This is a genomic window from Pseudoalteromonas sp. BSi20439, from assembly GCF_000241165.1.
Taxonomy (GTDB): Bacteria; Pseudomonadota; Gammaproteobacteria; order Enterobacterales; family Alteromonadaceae; genus Pseudoalteromonas.
On sequence record NZ_BADW01000051.1, the window covers coordinates 1 to 18810 of the forward strand.

At 40.0% G+C, this 18810-nt stretch carries 15 protein-coding genes; 6 read left to right on the plus strand and 9 right to left on the minus strand.

What is annotated here, in order from left to right:
- Window positions 1-227 precede the first annotated feature (227 nt).
- The 3 genes from P20439_RS04610 to dgt all read right to left on the minus strand — a co-directional run bounded on the left by P20439_RS04610 (window position 228) and on the right by dgt (window position 4400).
- Window positions 228-1076, minus strand: a complete 849-nt coding sequence (locus P20439_RS04610; RefSeq protein WP_008115251.1) for an ABC transporter substrate-binding protein — start codon at window positions 1074-1076, stop codon at window positions 228-230.
- A gap of 162 nt (window positions 1077-1238) precedes the next feature.
- A complete protein-coding gene (locus P20439_RS04615) occupies window positions 1239-2744 on the minus strand; it encodes a hypothetical protein (RefSeq protein ID WP_008115253.1) in 1506 nt (501 codons plus the stop codon).
- Between the two features lie 192 nt (window positions 2745-2936).
- Complete coding sequence (gene dgt / locus P20439_RS04620) at window positions 2937-4400, minus strand: dGTPase (RefSeq protein WP_008115255.1); 1464 nt, start codon at window positions 4398-4400, stop codon at window positions 2937-2939.
- Between the two features lie 186 nt (window positions 4401-4586).
- Between dgt and P20439_RS04625 the strand changes: the two genes are divergently transcribed.
- The 4 genes from P20439_RS04625 to P20439_RS04635 all read left to right on the plus strand — a co-directional run bounded on the left by P20439_RS04625 (window position 4587) and on the right by P20439_RS04635 (window position 9645).
- The gene (locus P20439_RS04625) at window positions 4587-5993 is read left to right on the plus strand and encodes a glycerophosphodiester phosphodiesterase family protein (protein ID WP_008115257.1); all 1407 of its coding nucleotides are present in this window, start codon (window positions 4587-4589) and stop codon (window positions 5991-5993) included.
- Between the two features lie 14 nt (window positions 5994-6007).
- Window positions 6008-7582, plus strand: a complete 1575-nt coding sequence (locus P20439_RS04630) for a hypothetical protein (protein WP_008464915.1) — start codon at window positions 6008-6010, stop codon at window positions 7580-7582.
- Window positions 7540-8331 carry a hypothetical protein gene (locus tag P20439_RS18935; protein WP_242375998.1) on the plus strand — a complete coding sequence of 264 codons (792 nt, stop codon included), beginning with the start codon at window positions 7540-7542 and terminating at the stop codon, window positions 8329-8331. The genes P20439_RS04630 and P20439_RS18935 overlap by 43 nt, the downstream gene beginning before the upstream one ends.
- Before the next feature lie 99 nt (window positions 8332-8430).
- Window positions 8431-9645 (plus strand): alkaline phosphatase family protein, encoded by a 1215-nt coding sequence (locus tag P20439_RS04635; RefSeq protein ID WP_008115262.1) that lies wholly within the window; start codon window positions 8431-8433, stop codon window positions 9643-9645.
- Window positions 9646-9714: 69 nt separating this feature from the next.
- Here P20439_RS04635 and P20439_RS04640 read toward each other — a convergent pair whose 3' ends face one another.
- Both P20439_RS04640 and P20439_RS04645 read right to left on the minus strand, forming a co-directional pair.
- On the minus strand, window positions 9715-10458 hold the full coding sequence (locus P20439_RS04640) for a zinc-dependent metalloprotease family protein (protein ID WP_008464918.1): 744 nt from the start codon (window positions 10456-10458) through the stop codon (window positions 9715-9717).
- A 65-nt stretch (window positions 10459-10523) separates the two neighbouring features.
- Complete coding sequence (locus P20439_RS04645; RefSeq protein ID WP_008464920.1) at window positions 10524-11237, minus strand: hypothetical protein; 714 nt, start codon at window positions 11235-11237, stop codon at window positions 10524-10526.
- Window positions 11238-11604: 367 nt separating this feature from the next.
- On the opposite strand from P20439_RS04645, the gene P20439_RS04650 reads away from it, so the two are divergent.
- On the plus strand, window positions 11605-12762 hold the full coding sequence (locus tag P20439_RS04650; protein WP_008114336.1) for a benzoate/H(+) symporter BenE family transporter: 1158 nt from the start codon (window positions 11605-11607) through the stop codon (window positions 12760-12762).
- 145 nt (window positions 12763-12907) lie between these two features.
- Here the strand turns inward: P20439_RS04650 and hemH are convergent, their stop codons facing one another.
- From hemH to P20439_RS04670, 4 genes are all read right to left on the minus strand, one after another.
- Window positions 12908-13927: a ferrochelatase gene (hemH, locus tag P20439_RS04655; RefSeq protein WP_008114337.1), complete on the minus strand. Its 1020-nt coding sequence runs from the start codon at window positions 13925-13927 to the stop codon at window positions 12908-12910.
- 73 nt (window positions 13928-14000) lie between these two features.
- Window positions 14001-15338 (minus strand): HD domain-containing phosphohydrolase, encoded by a 1338-nt coding sequence (locus P20439_RS04660; protein WP_008464923.1) that lies wholly within the window; start codon window positions 15336-15338, stop codon window positions 14001-14003.
- Window positions 15339-15427: 89 nt separating this feature from the next.
- The gene (locus P20439_RS04665) at window positions 15428-16840 is read right to left on the minus strand and encodes a sensor histidine kinase (protein ID WP_008464925.1); all 1413 of its coding nucleotides are present in this window, start codon (window positions 16838-16840) and stop codon (window positions 15428-15430) included.
- Window positions 16837-18021: an FIST signal transduction protein gene (locus tag P20439_RS04670; protein ID WP_008464927.1), complete on the minus strand. Its 1185-nt coding sequence runs from the start codon at window positions 18019-18021 to the stop codon at window positions 16837-16839. Before P20439_RS04670 ends, P20439_RS04665 begins: the two co-directional genes overlap by 4 nt.
- 209 nt (window positions 18022-18230) lie before the next feature.
- Between P20439_RS04670 and P20439_RS04675 the strand changes: the two genes are divergently transcribed.
- Window positions 18231-18809 (plus strand): response regulator, encoded by a 579-nt coding sequence (locus P20439_RS04675; protein ID WP_008464929.1) that lies wholly within the window; start codon window positions 18231-18233, stop codon window positions 18807-18809.
- Window position 18810: the final 1 nt, after the last annotated feature.

The following is an 18810-nucleotide window of genomic DNA, read 5'->3' on the forward strand; positions in this document are numbered from 1 at the left end:
TTGCTGCTACAGAATAATATTTGGCTTTTTTATTTCCTCTAAAAGCGCAGCGTCTCATAACCTCTTTGTGAATAAATCACTTAAAAAATATATAACCACAGAGAAGCGAATGAGGGTAAATGAGAAGACAACGGGCTTCGTTCTTTTGCTAAAACCTAAAACCTAGCTCGTAGCCCGAAACCCGCGTTCCAAACATAAAACGCGCTACATAAAGCCCTGCCTACAGGTTAGTCGGCTAGGGCGCTATTTGTGGGTTGATAAGCGCCATTATCTAACGCATCAAAGTAGGCTTGGTAGCGGCCGTTTTGTTTAAATTTAAGTAATTGCTGGTTAAATATTTCAAGCCGCTGTTCACTGCGTGGGTTATTTTTAGGGAACATCACAAAGCTTTTATTGATTAATAGTGGCCTTGGGTGGTGCACAATGCCATTTTTTATTGTCGGTTTTTGCCCTGCTAATATGTGATAGCCTACGCTTTGCTCTTCGGCAAAGGCATCAATGCGGCCCATAGCTAAACGCTGAAAATTTTGCTCTGTTGTACTTACACGCGACATATCGAACAAGCCTTCATCAGCTGCTTTATCAAACTCTTTGCCGTAGCTGTAGGCAAGCCCACCACCGAGTAATAAGCCTTTTAAATCGTTTAGATTTTGCCAATCAAAAGGGCGTTGTTTATGATAAAAAAATACAAAACGCTCGTTTAACACTGGCTCACTGTAAAAATAATCCTCAGTACGTTGTTGTTCAAACATCCATACGGCAGTGGCTGCGTATTTATCATTAATGGTGTCGTGGTAAGCACGCGGCCACGGTAAAAAGGTAAAGTTAACTTTAATGTTGGCTTGTGCAAATATATCGGTAATTAAATGTGCAACCACGCCTTTGTGAGGCAGCGATTCGCTTAAAAAAGGCGGCCATTCGCCTGTACTTATATTTAAAGTAGCATGGTGATTAGGCGCTTTGCTTGAGGGTTGTATTGCTTCAATTGCGTGAGTGTAATGACAGGTAAAAGCCATCAGCAAAAAAGATGCGATATAAATACGGTATCTTAATTTAGCTGATAACATAACGTGCATGTGTATAAGTCTCTCCTTCTATTAAATATACCCTTTTTGGATATAAAGCGGCTTTGAGTGTTGCTTAAAAAACAGGCTATTTTAAAGGCGTTAACTGAATGTAAGCTTAAGGGCTATGCCGTGGCTTTACAGACTTATTTTAAGTATTTTTATGTTACCGCGTTATTCTTTTGTTTGCATGTTTTTTGCGCGTTTTTCTGCATCGATGAGTGCTTGTGATTTAGGCGCCCGTTTTTTCTCTTCTACTTTTGGTTTTTCGGGGGAATTTGGATCCCAGCTTTCATCAAGCGATAAATTAGCAAATGGGTTGCTGCTTTGTAGTGAGTTATCGGGCTTACTTGGCTCTTCAGGGGTAACCTTTACTTGCCCTGGCGTTACCGGTGTTTTTTTAGTTGGTAGTGGCGCATCGGGATCGAAAGTGCGTATCTCTGGCTCTTTAAAGTCGTGTTCTGTTGGTGAGCTTAACGATGCGCGCTGCTTTTTAGCAGGATGTATATCAGCCTTTGGTTGATGTGGTGCAATAGGTTCAGGAGCAATAGGCTCAGGTGCAATGTGTGAAGGCTTTATTGGCGCCTCTTTTTTAACTGGTATAACTTGTTCGCTAGGTTGATTTATAAAGTTACGCTGTATTTTGCTTTGTTTGGCTTCGGGATCAAAATCTCTTACTTGTGGCTCAGCAAACTCAGTTGCATTTTTAATCCGTTCTAAGGTCGCTTTAGCGGCTGCTTCAAACTCAGCCGTATTAGGCTCCGGCTTTATTTTCACTGTATTAACTCGACTAGAATCAGGCTCTTTACCCTTGCTTTCGACGGCTGGGTTTTGCAGATCAGAGCCAGTCACCATCGGCTCAGTAACAACACTGTGAGTTTGATCATTGTCGTTACTGGGGGGCATTTGCAATGGTATGCCAGTATCAGCCACTTGTTTATTTTGCTTAATATTGCGCAGGCGCATTAATACCACAACCGTAATTACCACAATTAACAATAGTGCCACACTCGGTAAAACTAGCGAGATTATATTAGCCCCTTTGGGCATTGAAGAGGCAATAACGGCTGTTTGCTCGCTGGTTTTTATAGTGATAGGTACGGCGGTTTGTGCTGGCTTAACGGTGGCTTTTTTTACCTCTGGTTGCGTATTTTTCTCAGTGTTTGATAATTCACTGGCCGGTATTTTATTTGGCTGTGCATTTTTTTCAGAAGCGCCGCTTTGTTCAGCCGCTGCTGTTACATTGACTTGTGACTCATCAGGTGCGGTTGTGGTTGATGCTACTGGGGCATTTTTTTTAGCTTGCTCTATAGTTTGAGTGGCGCTTTTTTCGATTACATTATTTTGGGGTGGAGTTGCACTTTGCTCAGTTGCATCGTCTGGAAACGTTGGCTGTAAAGTGGGTTCTGTTTGTTGTGGTTTTACAACCTCCGGGGTCGATTGTTTAATAACCGGCTGCGGTTTAGGCTTTGGTACTGGCAAAGTGCGTGCCGCTTGCGGATCACTGCAGTTTTTTTCAAAGTCTCGCGCAGCATTACGGTATTTACGGCTGGCTTTATTATTGCTGTGTTGCTGCATTTCTTGTTTTATAAGAATACACATAGCTTCGTTATAAGCGGCACTGCTGGCACTATAAAACAAAGCAAAACAAAAAAGTAAGCAACTCAGTAACGGTTTCATAAAACTCAAAAGCGGTTAAGCATCAATGCACTAATATTAAGCGCAAAGTGAAAAGTTATCTAGGGTCTGTTAACTTTTGCGGACTAATTTTTGTTAAAACTACGGACAATTTAATTGCCGCGCGTGCAAATTTAACCTTGAAAGATAAACAGATCCTAGGACTTAGCAATGCCAAGCGTGAGATGTTTGTAGTCAATCAATTACCAATAAGCTTCGGTATTCGTCGTAAGCAAATTGGTCGGTCATACCGCTAATGTAGTCTTGAATTAACCGACAGCGATAATAAAATTCATAGGCGGCAAAATGATCGGGCTCTTCTTGCATCGCATTTATGGCATGCTGATAGCTACTTAAATGCTTTTTAGAGAGTTTTTTAACGAGTCTCGATTCTATTAATAAGCGGTTGTCGCCATGCAATGCACGTTTAAAGTCATCGCTACTCAAAAGCAGCAAAGGTTTATAACAATCGAGTAGGCCATTAATAATACGGTAGCCTTGCAGTTCGAGCTTTTCGACTTCTTTGTGCGAAAATACATGCTCAAGCGCGACTTGTTTGAGCGCTTGGGTTGCTGCATGCAGGTAGCTGCGATCTTCTAATAATGCATGGTTAAAGTCGCCATGATAAATTGGCTCTATATTTTCAATAAAGCGTTTAGCGGCATGATTCACTAACGGGTGTAGTAACGACACACGTAAATAAATAAAAAATTCACTATTAAAATTAAAAGGCTGTGCTTGAGCGCGTTCAATAGCGTAGTTAATTGCGTCATCTACAAAGCTTTGGTGTTGGGTGTCGTTTAAGGTTAAGTTAATCAGTGCTTTTTGATACTGCTTTTTTAATTGCTCGCATAAATGCTGAGTGCTTATTATGTCTTTTTCTACCGCGTCTTCTATGTCAGCCAAGCAATAAGAAATATCGTCTGCGGCTTCCATAATGTAGCTGGCAGGATGGCGGCAATAAGGCTCCATTTTTAACTCTGTTTGCAGTGCTTCTATAAAGCTTTTTTCACTGTAGTAGTAGCCCACTTTTTTCATAATGTAGTTTTTATTTTGTGGGATATCTTGCTTTGCTAAGCTTGCAGGGCGTGTGTACTTTAAAATTGCCGCACTTTGGCTATAAGTTAAATTAAGGCTGAGCAGGGAGTGAATAATGCGAATGCCTTGGGCGTTACCTTCAAAGTTGCAAATATCTTGCGCTAAATGTTTAAAAATAACCCCTATGCTGCTATTGGCTGTTTGGCAACGCTCAGGTGTAATACTGGCCAAGTTAGCATTAAACCAATTATTAATGGCGGCTTCGCCAAAGTGACCAAACGGCGGATTACCAATATCGTGCATTAGGCAGGCCATTTCTACTAGGGTTTCTAGTGGGCGTTCTAAGCCCGATAAACCATATTCTTTTTGCTGTTGGTAGTTTAAGTTAGCAAAAATACGTTGCACAATAAACCGGCCAACTTGTTGCACTTCTAATGAATGAGTAAGGCGTGAGCGCACGGCTGCATTGCGCTCAAGCGGAAATACTTGGGTTTTTTGTTGCAGCCGACGAATGGCTGCACTATTAATAATTCGGCCACGATCGCTCTCAAGTGCCATTTGTAAATTGGCTGTAGTGCGCTGCATACGCGCAGGAGTTATTTTGCTGCTGAAGTCGATCATGGCAATCCTTTTTTACTTTCCGGCCTGTCTGAATGTTAAATTTAATCTAACAGCTTGTATATTAAATTAAAATTATTAGTTTAGCTGATAAGTTTTACTTTTAATTCAGTTTTTGTTCATATAACCTTTAAAGTTTAGTTAATCTTTTGTCTTTTCAGGGAGTTTAAGCCTTTTGGCTTAGTCAGCATGATGCGTCTTTTAGCTTACATTAATATTTTATCGGTGTGCGTGTTAGCCAGTATCTTAACTGGGTGTAATAGCACAGAAAATAAACCGAGCACTAATGCTCTCTCAATCGAGCAACAACAAGCAGCTAATGCGCGTGCTAGTGCCTTAGCTGCTCGTGGTTTTTATCAAACGCAACTGGGCAATATTAACTATTTATCAGCGCGTCAATGTAGTGATTTTAACTTACAAAGCCACCGTGGTTCTGTGCGTTACCCTGAAAACTCCCTTAATGCGGTAATTGATGCGATTGATAATAATTTTGATGTAATAGAGATTGATGTGCGCATAACCCGTGACAATGTGTGGGTGGTACATCATGATGCCCGTACTGGTCGTGAAACTGGCACAGTTGATAATAAACAGCGAAAAATTGAGTCTATTAATTACGCTAAAGAATGGGGATATTTACGCCACCGCAACCAAGAAACGGGGCTGTTAACTAACGATATTCCCCCTTCGTTTAAGGCGCTTGCCAGTACGTTTTCTCGCTATCGAAAAGTGCAGCAAAAGCTAAATATTGAAATTAAGTCGCGAGCATCAATCAACGATTTAAAAATGCTTGATTATCTTGCTCATCAATATGTGGGGGAGAATAATTATTTTTTTAGTAGTTTAGAGCTGCGTAACTTAACTCGTTTGCGCGATATTAACCCTGACATTTATATGATGTTTATTCAGTCTCCTTCAAAGATATCGATGAACAAACTGGCGGCTGATCTAAAACGTGGCGCGGGGAGCGATCCTATTTATGAGCGAAATAAAGAGCAACTTGAAAGCATTCAGTCGTATGCCAATCGTCGTCATCGTGAAACGCGTTACGATCGTCCAATTAAATTAGCCTCGCTAACAAAAAAGTTAAAACGTAATTTTGGCTATGTGTTAGATATTCGCCACTATCAGCAAAGTGCAGCACAGTTAAAAGTGACTGCTAAGGCACAGGGAATTGATATAGCGACTTATTCGATTAACGGCCACGACTACCATGAGCAAACTTTATTAGCTCAATCAAAGCGACTACGTCCTGACTCAGTGATTATTGATGATTCTGTTTATGGGTTCTGTTCGGTATTCGGTTTACCAAATGTTCAGCCATATAAAGGATCACATCCCGCAGCAAAACAAATTACAACACTACCTGACGATTTAGATTTAATGCGATTAGACGAACTATCGGCTTATCAAAAAAACCATTTATACCCTGCAATTGGTGGGCAATTAAAGTCGCTTAAAAGGACGCTTTACCCAGTGAAGATGTTACCGGTTAAGAGTGTGCCTAATTTAGAGGTTGGCGCGCGCGAGGCTGATGAAAAATTTAGCCTTGAAACCGACCCAGCCGTTGAGCTTGAACTTCGTAAACAAAAATAATAAGACCATTGACTATGAGCACAACCATAAAACCATTTTGGTGGCGTTTTTTACTGCTACTGCTAGCCTCTTTATATTTATTACCCGAGGCTATTTTTAATGCACAATTAGTTTCTTTAGTGGGGCTGGGGACACCCTCGGCACAAGACTTAGAGCATTTAGAAATTTATGGACGAGCTGTTTCTGGGGTTGGAGTGGCGTTACTGCTTGCTGATTTTTTACCTAAAGCTATGGTTGCAAAAGTAGGCCGAGGCGTTATTTCTTTGGTTGCATTAGTGTGTTTAGTTTGGCCAGTTGTTTTTTATGGTCAAAAATATGTGATAGAAAAAACCTTAATTGAGCCTTCATCTTCGCAGCAGCGCCAATTTGCTGTTTATAGTGCAGCACTCAGAGATGCTTTGGCGATTAATTCAATTAAAGTAAACGGTCTAGATTACGACTCTGAGCAATTACACAGCTCAGAAAACCTCACGTTTTTAGCGCTTTTTGGTGGGCTTTTATATAGTGATGCTGCTTTATCTGACAACTTAGAGGATGATAAGCGTAAGATTATTGCTTCTTTTGTGCAAAAAAAGGCCTACCAAGACTTTGATCAACACTATGGCGAGTATAGTCAGCTGTACGATGAGCTAGTCGTGCAATATAAAGCGTATGCATCGGGTAGTAAAAAATATAATCAAACTTTGGCGGGTATTAGTACGCGTGAGCAAGGTTATTGGCAACAAGTTGAGCAGCAAATAAATGATGGGTGGGGCAACTATCAACAAGCGCAAAAAGCGCATATAGCAAAAGCGTCTGCGCGTGCGCAAAAATATGGCCCTAAAATTTACGGCTACCACAAGCAAGTTGCTCGATGTTCAGAGCGTTATGATAAAAGTAGCCAAAAAGATCGTCGTAACCGCTGTTACGAAAGAGCGGCAGCTGATTATCGCAGCGATATTCTTCAAGCTGGTATTGGTTACATCGAGCCCGATTACTGGCTTATTGTTGAAGATATTTCTGCAACAGAAAATGCGGCCAGCAGCCTATTAATGGGGTTTTTAACAGGGGGGGTATATACTGCCTTACAAGCGGCTAGTTTAGCTACTGGGGGCGACGGTGGTATTAAAGATAAGCGATATAAGTACACGGATGATCCTGATCATTATCAATTACGCTTTTTACAACACCCTAAATTTGGACAGTTATTTGTAACTGAAACCGGCTACGAATTTGGTATCGAAAATTTAATCACTTTTCGCGCTCATGACACCACCTCTAAAAAGTTGCGCACACATTTTTCTAGTAAGGGCTTAGCACTCAATGAGCGCTGGAATATTAATGACCGCGCGGAATTTGCACAGGCTGTCGCTAAAAAAGTCACTAATGAAGCAAACAGCCAGTGGCGCAGTGAAATGGCAAAGCATGATTTGAGTTTAAAGCCTAATTTGCCGTGGGTTAGGTTTCAGTTGCATAAACAAATACAAGCTAAAATTGCTGATCGTATGGGCGATTTATATGTAAAAAATATTCGCGCAGATTGGAATAAAAAAGTTTTAAAGAGTACGTGCTTGATCCTAATATCGAAAAACGTACCGATAAATATCTAACGATGCTTAATAGCGCCCAAAGTAAGTTTGTAGATGGGGGGGAATATGCTGAATATGGTAAGCAAGCACTGCGTTCTGTACTCATTCCGCCTATTTCAATGTCGTTATCATTATTTTTAATTTGTCTTACTTTTAGTAAGTTACCGCTAAAATTATGGCTGCTAATTAAGCCTGTCTCTGTAAACGCCATAGATAAGAAACACCCGTTATCTTGGCTTAAAAAGCTCATTATGCCTGCGGTTATTTTAATTGCCCCAGTAGTATTAATAAATAATACCTTTACTAAAGACCAGCAAAGCCCCGTTAATTACTTTTTAGCTAAGGTAGAAGAGTCGAGCAACCCGGTATTTAGTTATGCAATTCGCTGGACATTACATGCCCAACCCGTATTGCATCCATTAGGTTTAGCGTTTGAAGAAAAGTTGGGTATTTATGAGCATTTTACGCCTTTAAGCCATGCACTTGCTAAGGTCGATATTTTACGTCATGGCGATAGCTCTCTTAGCGCAGAGCAACAACAGCGTCAGAAATATATGGTTGAGCAAAAAACTAAGCTTACCATTACCAGCAATGCCCCTAATGCAGATATCAGAATTATGAATATTGGTCCTAAATATCGTCCTGGTATGGTGCTCAATGCAAGCAGTTACGATATACAGGTAAGTGCGCCCGGTTTTAAAACATATAGACGTTGGCATCAAATTGAGTCTGGCGAACACACACTTGCTATTAAATTAACTGCGAAGTAATTGTGTTGTGAATTAGATTAGTCTCAATACCACAAAATTTTAAAATAGCTATGTTAGTGTATTCAAGTCGCTTAAAAATTAACTTAAATAGGATAAATGATGCGTTTATTATTCGTTGTTGTGAGTGTGTTATTACTGATAAGTCCGCTTGCATTTGCTGCCAAAGAGCAAACCGTAGTGATGATTTCAATTGATGGTTTGCGCTGGGACTATATTGAAAAACATGGCGCGCCAAATTTAAAAGCAATGGGTGAGCAGGGGGTTAGGGCGCAAAAAATGCAGCCTGTGTACCCTAGTAAAACGTTTCCTAATCATATTTCGGTGATCACCGGTTTACTGCCAGTTAACCACGGTATTGTTGATAATAAATTTTGTGACAAAGCGCGCAATAATGAATGCTACAGCATGGGAAAAGGACAAAAAGACAGTACCTGGGTACGGGGTACTCCGCTGTGGAATTTAGTAAAAATGCATGGGCTTAAATCGGCGGTGTATTTTTGGCCTGAATCGGATGCGCGCTTTAATGGTATGACGCCAGACTACTATTTTCATTATTCTAAACAAGGTGACTACCAAGATAGAATTGACCAAATTGTACAATGGTTAAGTTTACCTCAAGCGCAGCGCCCACGTTTTGTAGCCAGTTACTTTTCGTTGGTTGATAGTATGGGGCATGAATTTGGCCCAGATGCAGTGCAAACACGTGACGCTGTTCATAAACTAGATGCCTTAATGGGGCAGTTACGCACTCGTTTGAGCAAATTAGCGCAGGATATAAACTTAGTGATTGTTTCTGATCACGGTATGGCACAGGTTGATCCTGAGCAAAGCATTATTGTCAGCAGTTTACCTAAAGATGATAACTTTATTACTGTGAATACCGGTCCTCGCTTGCTTATTTATACCAAAAGCGATGCTAAAAATGCAGATATTGACGCGTATAAAGCACGCTTACAAAAGGCAGCTAAGGGGCGTTATAGTGTTTTAAGTAGCGAACAGCTTAATGGCTATCATTATAATAGCGGGAGCCGAGTGGGCGACATTGTGGTGCAAACCAATGCGCCTGCAGTATTTAGCAACGGTACTAAAGCGCCTTATTTAGGTACGCACGGCTATGCGTATAGCGACGATATGGCAGCCACCTTTATAGCAACAGGCCCAGCGTTTAAACAAGGAATGAGCATTGAGCTGGTAAATAACTTAGATATTTACCCTGTGCTTGCCAAGGTAATGGGGTTGAAGCTAATGAGTAAAGTAGATAGCGATGGCAAAACCTTACTCCCTGCAATAAAGCAGAAAATGATTAATCATTAAAAAGAGCGCCAAGGCGCTCTGCAGGGGAACTTAATTAGCTAAATGGGTTATTAACCCATTTTTACGCTGTTATTTAAAATTGGCGATACTGGTTTTGGTATCAGTGACGGTACGAATGGCATATGCCTGATTGGTTACACCAAATGGAATGCCGTTTACACTCCAGTTTGGGTTTGAGAAGTAATCGTACTGAGTTGCACTGCCAAACACATGTGGATAAGCCATAATACTGGCAAATTCATTTTGTACGCCGTGGCCCATACCATCAACGTATACGCCACCTTCCGTATCGCCTTGCTTACGAGAATGCGCTAAACCTTGGTTATGACCTAGTTCGTGTACGAATGTTGAAGCGCCACAGTCAACGGCTGTTATTGAATACATACGGTTACTCATAGAGCTGTATAAATTGCCATTCGTGCCTTGGCCAACCCAAGCTAGTCCACAAGAGATTAAACCACTGCCTGCACTTTGGCCTGTGCCTAATACGGCTACCATGTCGGCTTTCCAATTATTACGTAAACCATCGACATAGCTGCTATTTGTCACGGCGTTAAGCCAGTCTTCTGAAGGCGTTATTGCATGATTACCTAAGTTTTGAGAGCCCACTAAACGCAGTGTTATATCAACGCCATTTTGGCTATATACTTGATTACTAAAAGCAATAAGCTGATTAATTTTAGTATTAATGTTACTAGTAGCGGCAGCTGATTGATCGGTATATAAAATACCAATATCAATTGTTTCTGCTGACACTGTGCTGGCGGCACAGAATGCCGTTGCAATAGCGGCTGTTGATATTATTTTTTTCATTGTCGTATTTCCTTTCTTTTGTAATTGCAGTTTTACTGCTGAGTCATCTGTGTTTAGGTTAAAAATTAACTAGCAGGTGATTTTTTATCACTGGGCGCAAACGGGTCTTTACCATCCGTATTTTTTGGTGCGGGTTCACCCACTTGGTGTTCTATATGTGATTTGTATAAATCGCGCTTTGCTGCAATCCAGCCATATTGGCCTTTGCTTTCAAAAACATAATTGCCACTAGGTGCAGTAAATTGACCATACACCGCATCATTGCCCACGGTTAGTATGGTGGTGTGCATTGCTCCGTTGGCACCAATCACTTGGCCTACAATACTTTTATCGCCGTTACTGGCACTGGTAACGTTAGTTATTTCAGCGCTGTAGGTTTCGGCAGTTTGCGGTATGGCGAGGTCAAAATTATCGCCCGCTTTAAGGGTTTTAAGCGCTGCTAAATCAAATTCTATATAGGCTTCATTTTGCAAATCGGTAGGCAGTACTTTTGCCGCTTTAAGGATTTCTTTGGCCTTGGTTGAGGGTTTATTAATTGCGTCAAACGAACTTTCAATAACGGCTAATTTTGTTTCTGAGGGTTTGGTTTTAATAGGATCTTTACTCATATCAATGGGCAATGGTTTACGAGTTTGTTTTACAAATTCAGAATCAACAGGGACGATGTCAATGGCAATGAGTGGGTCTACCTCATCGGTTTTTTGCTGATTATTAAGCAGTGTATAAATGGCAAATACAGACAAAGGAATAGCGATAATTAAAACAATGTAACGTTTCATCTGTTTCTCTTTTAGGGTTATTGGTGAACTAATTGTTAAGTTTTATATTAAAAATAGGATGAGATCAAATTTAAATTGTAACCATAAAGTGTTAATGGGTGTTTTTGTAACTTATTGTAAGTATTTACTTTACCTTTTTTAGGTATTTGTTTTTGATTTAATAAGTATGATTTTTTTTAGTAATGACACACCCTGTGGCATGTTTTTAGGTACGTATGTGTTTTTTAAATTGCAATGATTTTGAAAGACAAAACTGACCAATAAAATTTTTTAGCAACGTGATCATTTTTCATTATTCATTATTCAAAATTGCAAAGTATAAATAGGCAAAGTATGTTGTAACGTTAAAACATGAAATGAGGGAATTATGGTAGGGACTGATCAGTTACTTAGTCGCACTATGGCGGGACTTGTTGCCGTTATTATTGGTTTTTCAAGTTCAATAGCATTGATTTACCAAGTGGTGATCACTTTAGGTGGCACACCTGAATTAGTGGCAAGCTGGATATTAATGCTGGGCTTGGTAATGGGCAGTACCTCTATTGTGTTGTCGTTTTATTATAAAGTGCCCATTTTAATAGCATGGTCTACCACTGGGGCTGCATTACTCATCTCAAGCGCGCAAGGCTATAGCCTACATGAAGCCATTGGTGCCTTTATGTTATCAGCCTTATTGGTGCTGGTGTCGGGGATAACGGGGTGGTTTGCAAAAATAATGAACCGTATTCCTAGTGAGCTGGCTTGTGCCATGTTAGCGGGAGTATTAGTGACATTTGGCATTGACGTGTTTAACTTTATGAACGAAATGCCATTGGTGATTGGTTTAATGGTGGTGGTGTACTTTATTGGTAAGCGCTTTTTTGCTCGTTTTGCGATGCTAAGTGTGCTGCTCGCGGGTATATTTTTAGCGTGGTATATGGGCAACATCGATACCAGTACTGTGCATTGGCAAGCGAGTAGTTTTGCCTATATTGCGCCAACGTTTAGCTTGCAGGCATTCGTAAGCATTAGTATTCCTTTGTATATAGTAACTATGACTTCTCAAAACTTACCCGGTTTTGCTATTTTGAAAGCACATAATTATAAGGCGCCTATATCATCGTCATTAACTGTGACCGGGTTAATAAATTGTGTGACGGCTCCCTTTGGTACCTATTCTATTAATTTAGCAGCCATAACAGCGGCTATTTGTATGAGCGAAGAGGCCGATAAAGACCCTGATAAGCGTTATTGGGCAAGTATTGCTGGTGGCGTGTTTTATATAATTATGGCGTTATGTGCGGCTATGTTAGTGGCAATTGTGGCAAGCTTGCCACAGGCCTTGGTATTGGCGCTGGCGGGTATTGCTTTGTTTGGCACCATAGCCAATAGTTTGCAGCAGTCTTTGCATAGTGCTGAATATACTGAAGCAGCCATTATTACTTTTTTAGTAACGGCTTCTGATTTAACTTTGTGGTCGGTAGGTTCAGCATGCTGGGGGATAATTGCCGGGGCAATCACATTAATAGTGACACGTAAGCGCTAAGCGCAGCTTTGAGTTATAAGTTGTCAGCTATCAGAAAGTGATACAAGAGAAAGCGCGAGATATACTCGCGCCTACAAGCTTTCACCGCACTTGGCTAATCTCCAGCTGAACGCTGAGAGCTAAAACCTAACCGCTGCTCTCTTTTTTATAGCATTGGCTTTAACACATCAAACATGGCGTCAATGTGATCATCACGGTCATTTAGGGCTGCAATGTATCGGTATTTTTCGCCGCCAGCTTCTTCAAAAATTTCTCGGTTTTCACCTTCTAATTCTTCAAGTGTTTCAAGGCAGTCGGCGCTAAATGCAGGGCTGATAATTGCGATATCTTTAATTCCTTCGCTAGGTAAGCTCTCAAGAGTTGCATCTGTGTATGGTTTTAACCATTCAGCTTTACCAAAGCGACTTTGAAAAGTAGTGAGCACTTTATCTTTGTCTAGCCCTAGTTTTTCAACCACTAAACGCGTGGTTTGTTGGCATAGGCAGTGATATGGGTCGCCATTATCTAAAAACTGTTTAGGCATACCGTGGTATGAAAACACCATTCTTTGTGGCATTCCGTGTTTTTCTAAATCTTCGCTAATGCTGTTAGCGAGTGATTCTAGGTAGGTTGGGTTTTTGTGATACCCATTTACAAAGTGCAGCTCTGGCACCCAGCGCCATTTTTTTAATACATTGGCAACCGCATCAAATGTGGAGCCTGTAGTTGGGCTTGAATACTGCGGGTAAAGCGGCAGCACAATAATACGGGTTAAACCTTTGTCTCTAAGCTCTTCAAGGCCCGCTTCGATTGATGGATTGCCGTAGCGCATTGCCATGACAACTTCGGTATTAGTGTAGCCATGTTGCTTTAACAGGTCATTAAGCTTAAGGCTTTGTTGGCGAGTAATATGGGTTAGTGGCGAGCCATTTTCAGTCCAAATACTTTTATATAGCTTGGCAGAACGTTTTGGGCGAATGCGTAAAATAATACCATGCAGTATGATCATCCATAAAATACGCGGAATTTCTACAATGCGCGGATCAGATAAAAACTCACGTAAGTAAACACGTAACGCGCTTGCTGTGGGGGCATCAGGGCTGCCTAAGTTGGTCAGTAATATTCCCGTTTTTTGGTTAAAACGCCCGTCGTGGGGATTATCGGTAACGGCAGAAAATCGCGACACGTTGTGCTCCTTCAAGCAAAGTTATTAATTTATTTAAGCCCATTGTAACGAATAAAAGAGCAATTTAGATCAATCATTTAGCAGTTTTAACCATAATTCTAAATGGGGTCGGCTTTTTAGCTTCGAGTTGTTGTAGTTTAATAATCGATTTTGTATTAAAAACATGTCCTTTAGGTAAAAGCATAATGCCTGTATGGCTGTGCAGTGAGTTTGCCAGTGTCATATTTTCTTCAAGCTCTTGAGCACTCATTACTTTAATTGAGCCAATTGAAGTGTCAGAAGCGATAAGCGCTGCATGGCTTGCTTCTAGTGCGTTTACAATTTTTGGATGGTAAAAGCTACCACTGTGAAGTTTTATATTATTTAGGGCAAACTCATGGCGTTGTTTTGTTGTTAGTAATGGCTCACTTTGCTGGTAATAATCCCAATAATCACGTGCTACGCTCAGTACCATAGCTCCAATGGGAATATCTTTTCCTGCCAGTCCTTTAGGGATACCCTGGCCATCGTAACGTTCGAATTGATAATAAATAGCATCAGATACATCGCTTAAATGAGTTGCTGGCATGAGCATTAATTGTGAAATACTAGGATGTGTATAAAAGGTTTTTCTTTGTACTTCATTCAGCTTATTAATGGGTTTGTTGTAAAGCTCAGGATCCATAGCAAGTAAACCAATTTGAGCTAAGTATCCTGCCATAGGTGCCAATGTAATACTTTTTTGAGATACATTAAGAAAGCGCGCAATTTGGGTACATGTGCCTGCTATACTTTCGGCTATTTTTCCATCGAGGTAAGGGTTTGCGTTAATAAAGTTATAAAGCAGCTCAACGGTGGATTGGTGCTCGCGTTTTTCATTTTCATTTGCGACTTCGAGCTTTTTTAGTACGTTTCTAATTTGCTTTGTTCGTTTGTCGACGAGTTGTTCTAGATTACTGTTAAGTTCTTTTAATTGCAGGTTTTGCTGATTTACATGAAACTGTAAAATTTCATTTTGTTTTTTTAGTCTAAACTTTTCTACGCCCGATTGTATAACACTAATTAAGTGGTCATTTTGCCAAGGCTTTTGCACATAGGCGTGAATGCCTCCTTCGTTTACCGCACTTATTGTTGACTCTAAATCAGAAAAACCAGTTAACAAAATACGTTGGCTATCGGGGGCGAGTTTTCTGGCTTTGGCTAAAAACTCTGCACCGCTCATGTGTGGCATGCGCATGTCGCTTATTACCACATCAAACTGTTTATTTTGCATTTTTTCCAGTGCATCTTCACCACTGGTTGAAACACTCACATCAAATTTATGTTGGCGTAATAAGCGCACTAAAGATTTAAGTACATTGGCTTCATCATCTAAGCATAAAATGCTCGGTGGCTGCTGCTTTAACTGTTCTAATTGAGCAATATCTGTCATTGATCTTTTTACCACCAATGTGATTATGAGTTATAAGATTAAATTTAGTTTAAAATTTGGCTGTAAACAACTGATAATGTGATAAAAAATCATTCATTAGTGATTTTTTTCGCGTTTAAAATACTCAAAGCATCGTCAGTTAAGTTAGGCTTTTTAGGTAAGGTAATGTTAAAAGTAGTGCCTTGATTTAACTGACTTTTAACACTAATTAGGCCACCGTGTTGTTCTATTATTGCTTTACTTATAGCCAGTCCCAACCCTGTGCCTTGGCCAATTGGTTTTGTAGTGTAAAATGGGTCAAAAATTTTATTAAGTTTATCGTTATCAATTCCACAGCCATTATCTGCAATCGTTATATAGGCATTTTTTTTATCGGCTTTAGTGGTAATACTGATCACTCCAACTTTGTCGCAAATAGCTTGAGCGGCATTAAAAAATAAATTTAAAAATACTTGAGAGAGTTGAGTCGAACGACCAGTGATGATGATTGGTTCTGTGTTGTAGTTTTTTTCAACGTTGGCGTTATATTTAATTTCGTTCCAGGCAACACGTAATGTGTTATCAATGAGCTCGGTTATATCAATATCGCCAATTTGGGTTTGATCCGGATGAGCAAATTGCCTTAACCCTTGAACAATCTCTTTAACTCGATCAGCCCCTTCAGTCATTTCAGCAATGATATCGCTTGAGTCTGTTTGTAATTCATCAAATTGGTAATGCTGTAGCGTATCTACTAATGTTTGCTGCGTTATGGCTTTTTCTGCTTTGAGTGTGTTAATTAAATGACTAAATTGCTCAAGGTTGTAAGCCAAATTTTGGATATTACTGACAATGTAGCTTAAAGGGTTATTTATTTCGTGTGCAACGCCTGCCGCCATTTGTCCTAACGAAGCCATTTTTTCAGAGTTGATTAGCACTTGTTCAATGTTGCTTTGTTTTTCCTCCATTTCTTTTTGTTTCACAAGTAGATTTCGTTTTTCAAATTGTGAAATCGTATTCCCTGCAAAACTGACAAAGCGTTGCATTAAAGTAATATCGTGCTGATTAAACGCGCCAATTGTTTCAGAAAAAATATAGAGCTGGTAGCTCTCTGTGCTGGTACTTACTGGAGTGGTGAGCATTGCATGCTGCGAATTCCAAAAAGGATCGGTTACTTGCCAATTAGGAAGTTGGTGTAAGTTAAATACATTTTTAATGTTTCTATTCGGTTTATCGAGAACTGTAAGCTGGGTAATTATTGCATCACTATGAGGGTGCGATGCTGTAACTAATGTAGATAATTCATCACTGGGATTTATTTTAATTAAAATAGCCGCAGAAAAAGAGATCGCTTGTTGCAAAATATTAAAAAACTCAGTGAGTAAGGTTTCTGTGCTGTCGTTTTTTAAGATTGCATCTAGGCCGTCTAAAATCAGGCTGTTAAAGGCACGGTTTTCTTCAAGTGCTAAATTATGAACCTGTAATAAATGCAGTTTTTCTAATAGTATTTCGTTGGTAGTCATACAGAATCACCAAATATTTCGCATGAGATCATTAAGTTACCGTGCTTACTAGTTGAGTCGCTAAATGTGCCAAGTTCTCCAAAGGTAAAGCCCATAATAAACGGTGTGTTGGGTAATTGTGCTGCAATAGAGTCTTTTACTTCTTGCATTGCACTTTGAATAGATAACATGCAGCCGCCACAAAAAATAATAATAGCGCCCTTTATATTTTTTATTGCATGTAAGTCTGCCAGTTTGGTCAGTAAAGAAACGACCATATCGCCTCGTTTTATTAATTGTTCAGGGCTTCCCGAAGCAAGATAAACAGTATCGCCAACGCTTAAATTTGAAAATAATTCTAGCGTGCCATTTTCAGCTACCGCTGGGTGGCTTAGCAGCAGCCTAGGAATATCATCATCAGAGGAAAGGGCTCTTGCCAGTGGGGTCATCGTTGATTGGGCAAGTATATTTCCCGCTTTTAACTGTTCAAACCCTATGTTTTTTCGCCACTGATTATAAACATCAAAGGCGGGTAAGTTATCAATTGTTTTTAATATGCGACCATCAACGTTTGTAACTGTACCCAGCTGGTCGGTTTTATCGTAGCCTGAACTATAAAAGCCGAACGTTTCTACAGAGGGATATAACACCGCAATAATAAAGCCTTGTTGGTATACACTATTAGCATCGCTAAAACGCCACTGTGCTGAAATGTCGTTGTCGGCGCAACTTCCTCCAAAAACGGGTATACGCTGCCCTATCGCATCTTGAATTCCTTGTAATACTAGCTCTTCGTTCCCTGGGACTTGAAAGCACCAGACCATTTTGGGGGTTATTCCTGGCTGGCCTGCATTAGCAATGGCTTTGAGTACGGTTTTAGAGGCATTTTCTCTTAGATTATTGGTTGTATTGCAACTGGCAATCCCATAATGACCCCTTGAGTCTTTAATCGAGAATAAACTGATACTTTGCTCATTTAATGAGAGGGTTTGCTCGGTTGATGAACCAAGGCACGAAGAGATGATTAAACAATTTTGAGTGTTTTTTAAAAAGCGTGGCTGATTATTATAAAGGTATTTAATGGTATCGGTTGTTGCAAACCCTAGCAGCAAGTCTGGGCCATGGTCTACAAATTGGCTTATAGGTTGAATAAATTTATCTATATCGCTGCCGTGTGTGTGAAAAGTATCAATGGCGAACATAGATGCCCCTTGGTAATAAAGATAGCCACAATTGTGGGTGTTTTTAACTATTAATAATAGCTTAGGATTTATTCTAGACTATTCTTGAATAGGGTGTGTTATTGAGTTAGCTGTTAATTAATGTCACTTACGTCTTAAATGTCCTATTTGTCGCTATATCATTAAACTTATGTTAATGTGATTTTAAAATCAAGTTGAATTTTATTAGCATGCTAAAAACATTAAAGCCAAGTGAGATTGCTAGTTATTGCGATGTTCACCAACGTACGGTAAGCCGTTGGATTAACGCGGGAGACTTAAAAGGGCATAAGCTGACTGGTAGAGGTAATTACAGGGTGCAGGTGGTTGACTTTATTGACTTTTTAGTCAGAAATAAAATGCCCGTTCCACAAAGTTTGTCGCATAAGCCGCAAGTCTTAATTATTGATGATGAGGCTAATGTTCGTTCTGCAATTAAGCGTGTTTTAAAACGAAGCGGTTTTGACGTTGTAGAAGCCGCAGGTGGGTTCGAGGCTGGTACGTTAATGCACCAGCGAAAACCAGAGCTGATAACTGTTGATTTATCTATGCCGGGACTAAGCGGTATTGAGGTCATTCGTTTTATCCGCTCTTGCGAAGAGTTTAAAGATATTAAGGTATTAGTGATTTCAGGGATGCCTGAAACTCAACTAATCGATGCAGTTAATGCCGGTGCTGATGGGTATATTTGTAAGCCATTTAGTAACGATACATTGATAAACCGTGTAAATATTTTATTTGGTGAAAATAGAATTCTTCTTGGGGTGTAAA

Bases quoted from the DNA above. Each gene is read 5' to 3' on its own strand.
- P20439_RS04610 (WP_008115251.1), bottom strand. From the start codon at position 1,076: ATGCACGTTATGTTATCAGCTAAATTAAGATACCGTATTTATATCGCA.
- P20439_RS04615 (WP_008115253.1), bottom strand. From the start codon at position 2,744: ATGAAACCGTTACTGAGTTGCTTACTTTTTTGTTTTGCTTTGTTTTAT.
- dgt (WP_008115255.1), bottom strand. From the start codon at position 4,400: ATGATCGACTTCAGCAGCAAAATAACTCCTGCGCGTATGCAGCGCACT.
- P20439_RS04625 (WP_008115257.1), top strand. From the start codon at position 4,587: ATGATGCGTCTTTTAGCTTACATTAATATTTTATCGGTGTGCGTGTTA.
- P20439_RS04630 (WP_008464915.1), top strand. From the start codon at position 6,008: ATGAGCACAACCATAAAACCATTTTGGTGGCGTTTTTTACTGCTACTG.
- P20439_RS04635 (WP_008115262.1), top strand. From the start codon at position 8,431: ATGCGTTTATTATTCGTTGTTGTGAGTGTGTTATTACTGATAAGTCCG.
- P20439_RS04640 (WP_008464918.1), bottom strand. From the start codon at position 10,458: ATGAAAAAAATAATATCAACAGCCGCTATTGCAACGGCATTCTGTGCC.
- P20439_RS04645 (WP_008464920.1), bottom strand. From the start codon at position 11,237: ATGAAACGTTACATTGTTTTAATTATCGCTATTCCTTTGTCTGTATTT.
- P20439_RS04650 (WP_008114336.1), top strand. From the start codon at position 11,605: ATGGTAGGGACTGATCAGTTACTTAGTCGCACTATGGCGGGACTTGTT.
- P20439_RS04660 (WP_008464923.1), bottom strand. From the start codon at position 15,338: ATGACAGATATTGCTCAATTAGAACAGTTAAAGCAGCAGCCACCGAGC.
- P20439_RS04665 (WP_008464925.1), bottom strand. From the start codon at position 16,840: ATGACTACCAACGAAATACTATTAGAAAAACTGCATTTATTACAGGTT.
- P20439_RS04670 (WP_008464927.1), bottom strand. From the start codon at position 18,021: ATGTTCGCCATTGATACTTTTCACACACACGGCAGCGATATAGATAAA.
- P20439_RS04675 (WP_008464929.1), top strand. From the start codon at position 18,231: ATGCTAAAAACATTAAAGCCAAGTGAGATTGCTAGTTATTGCGATGTT.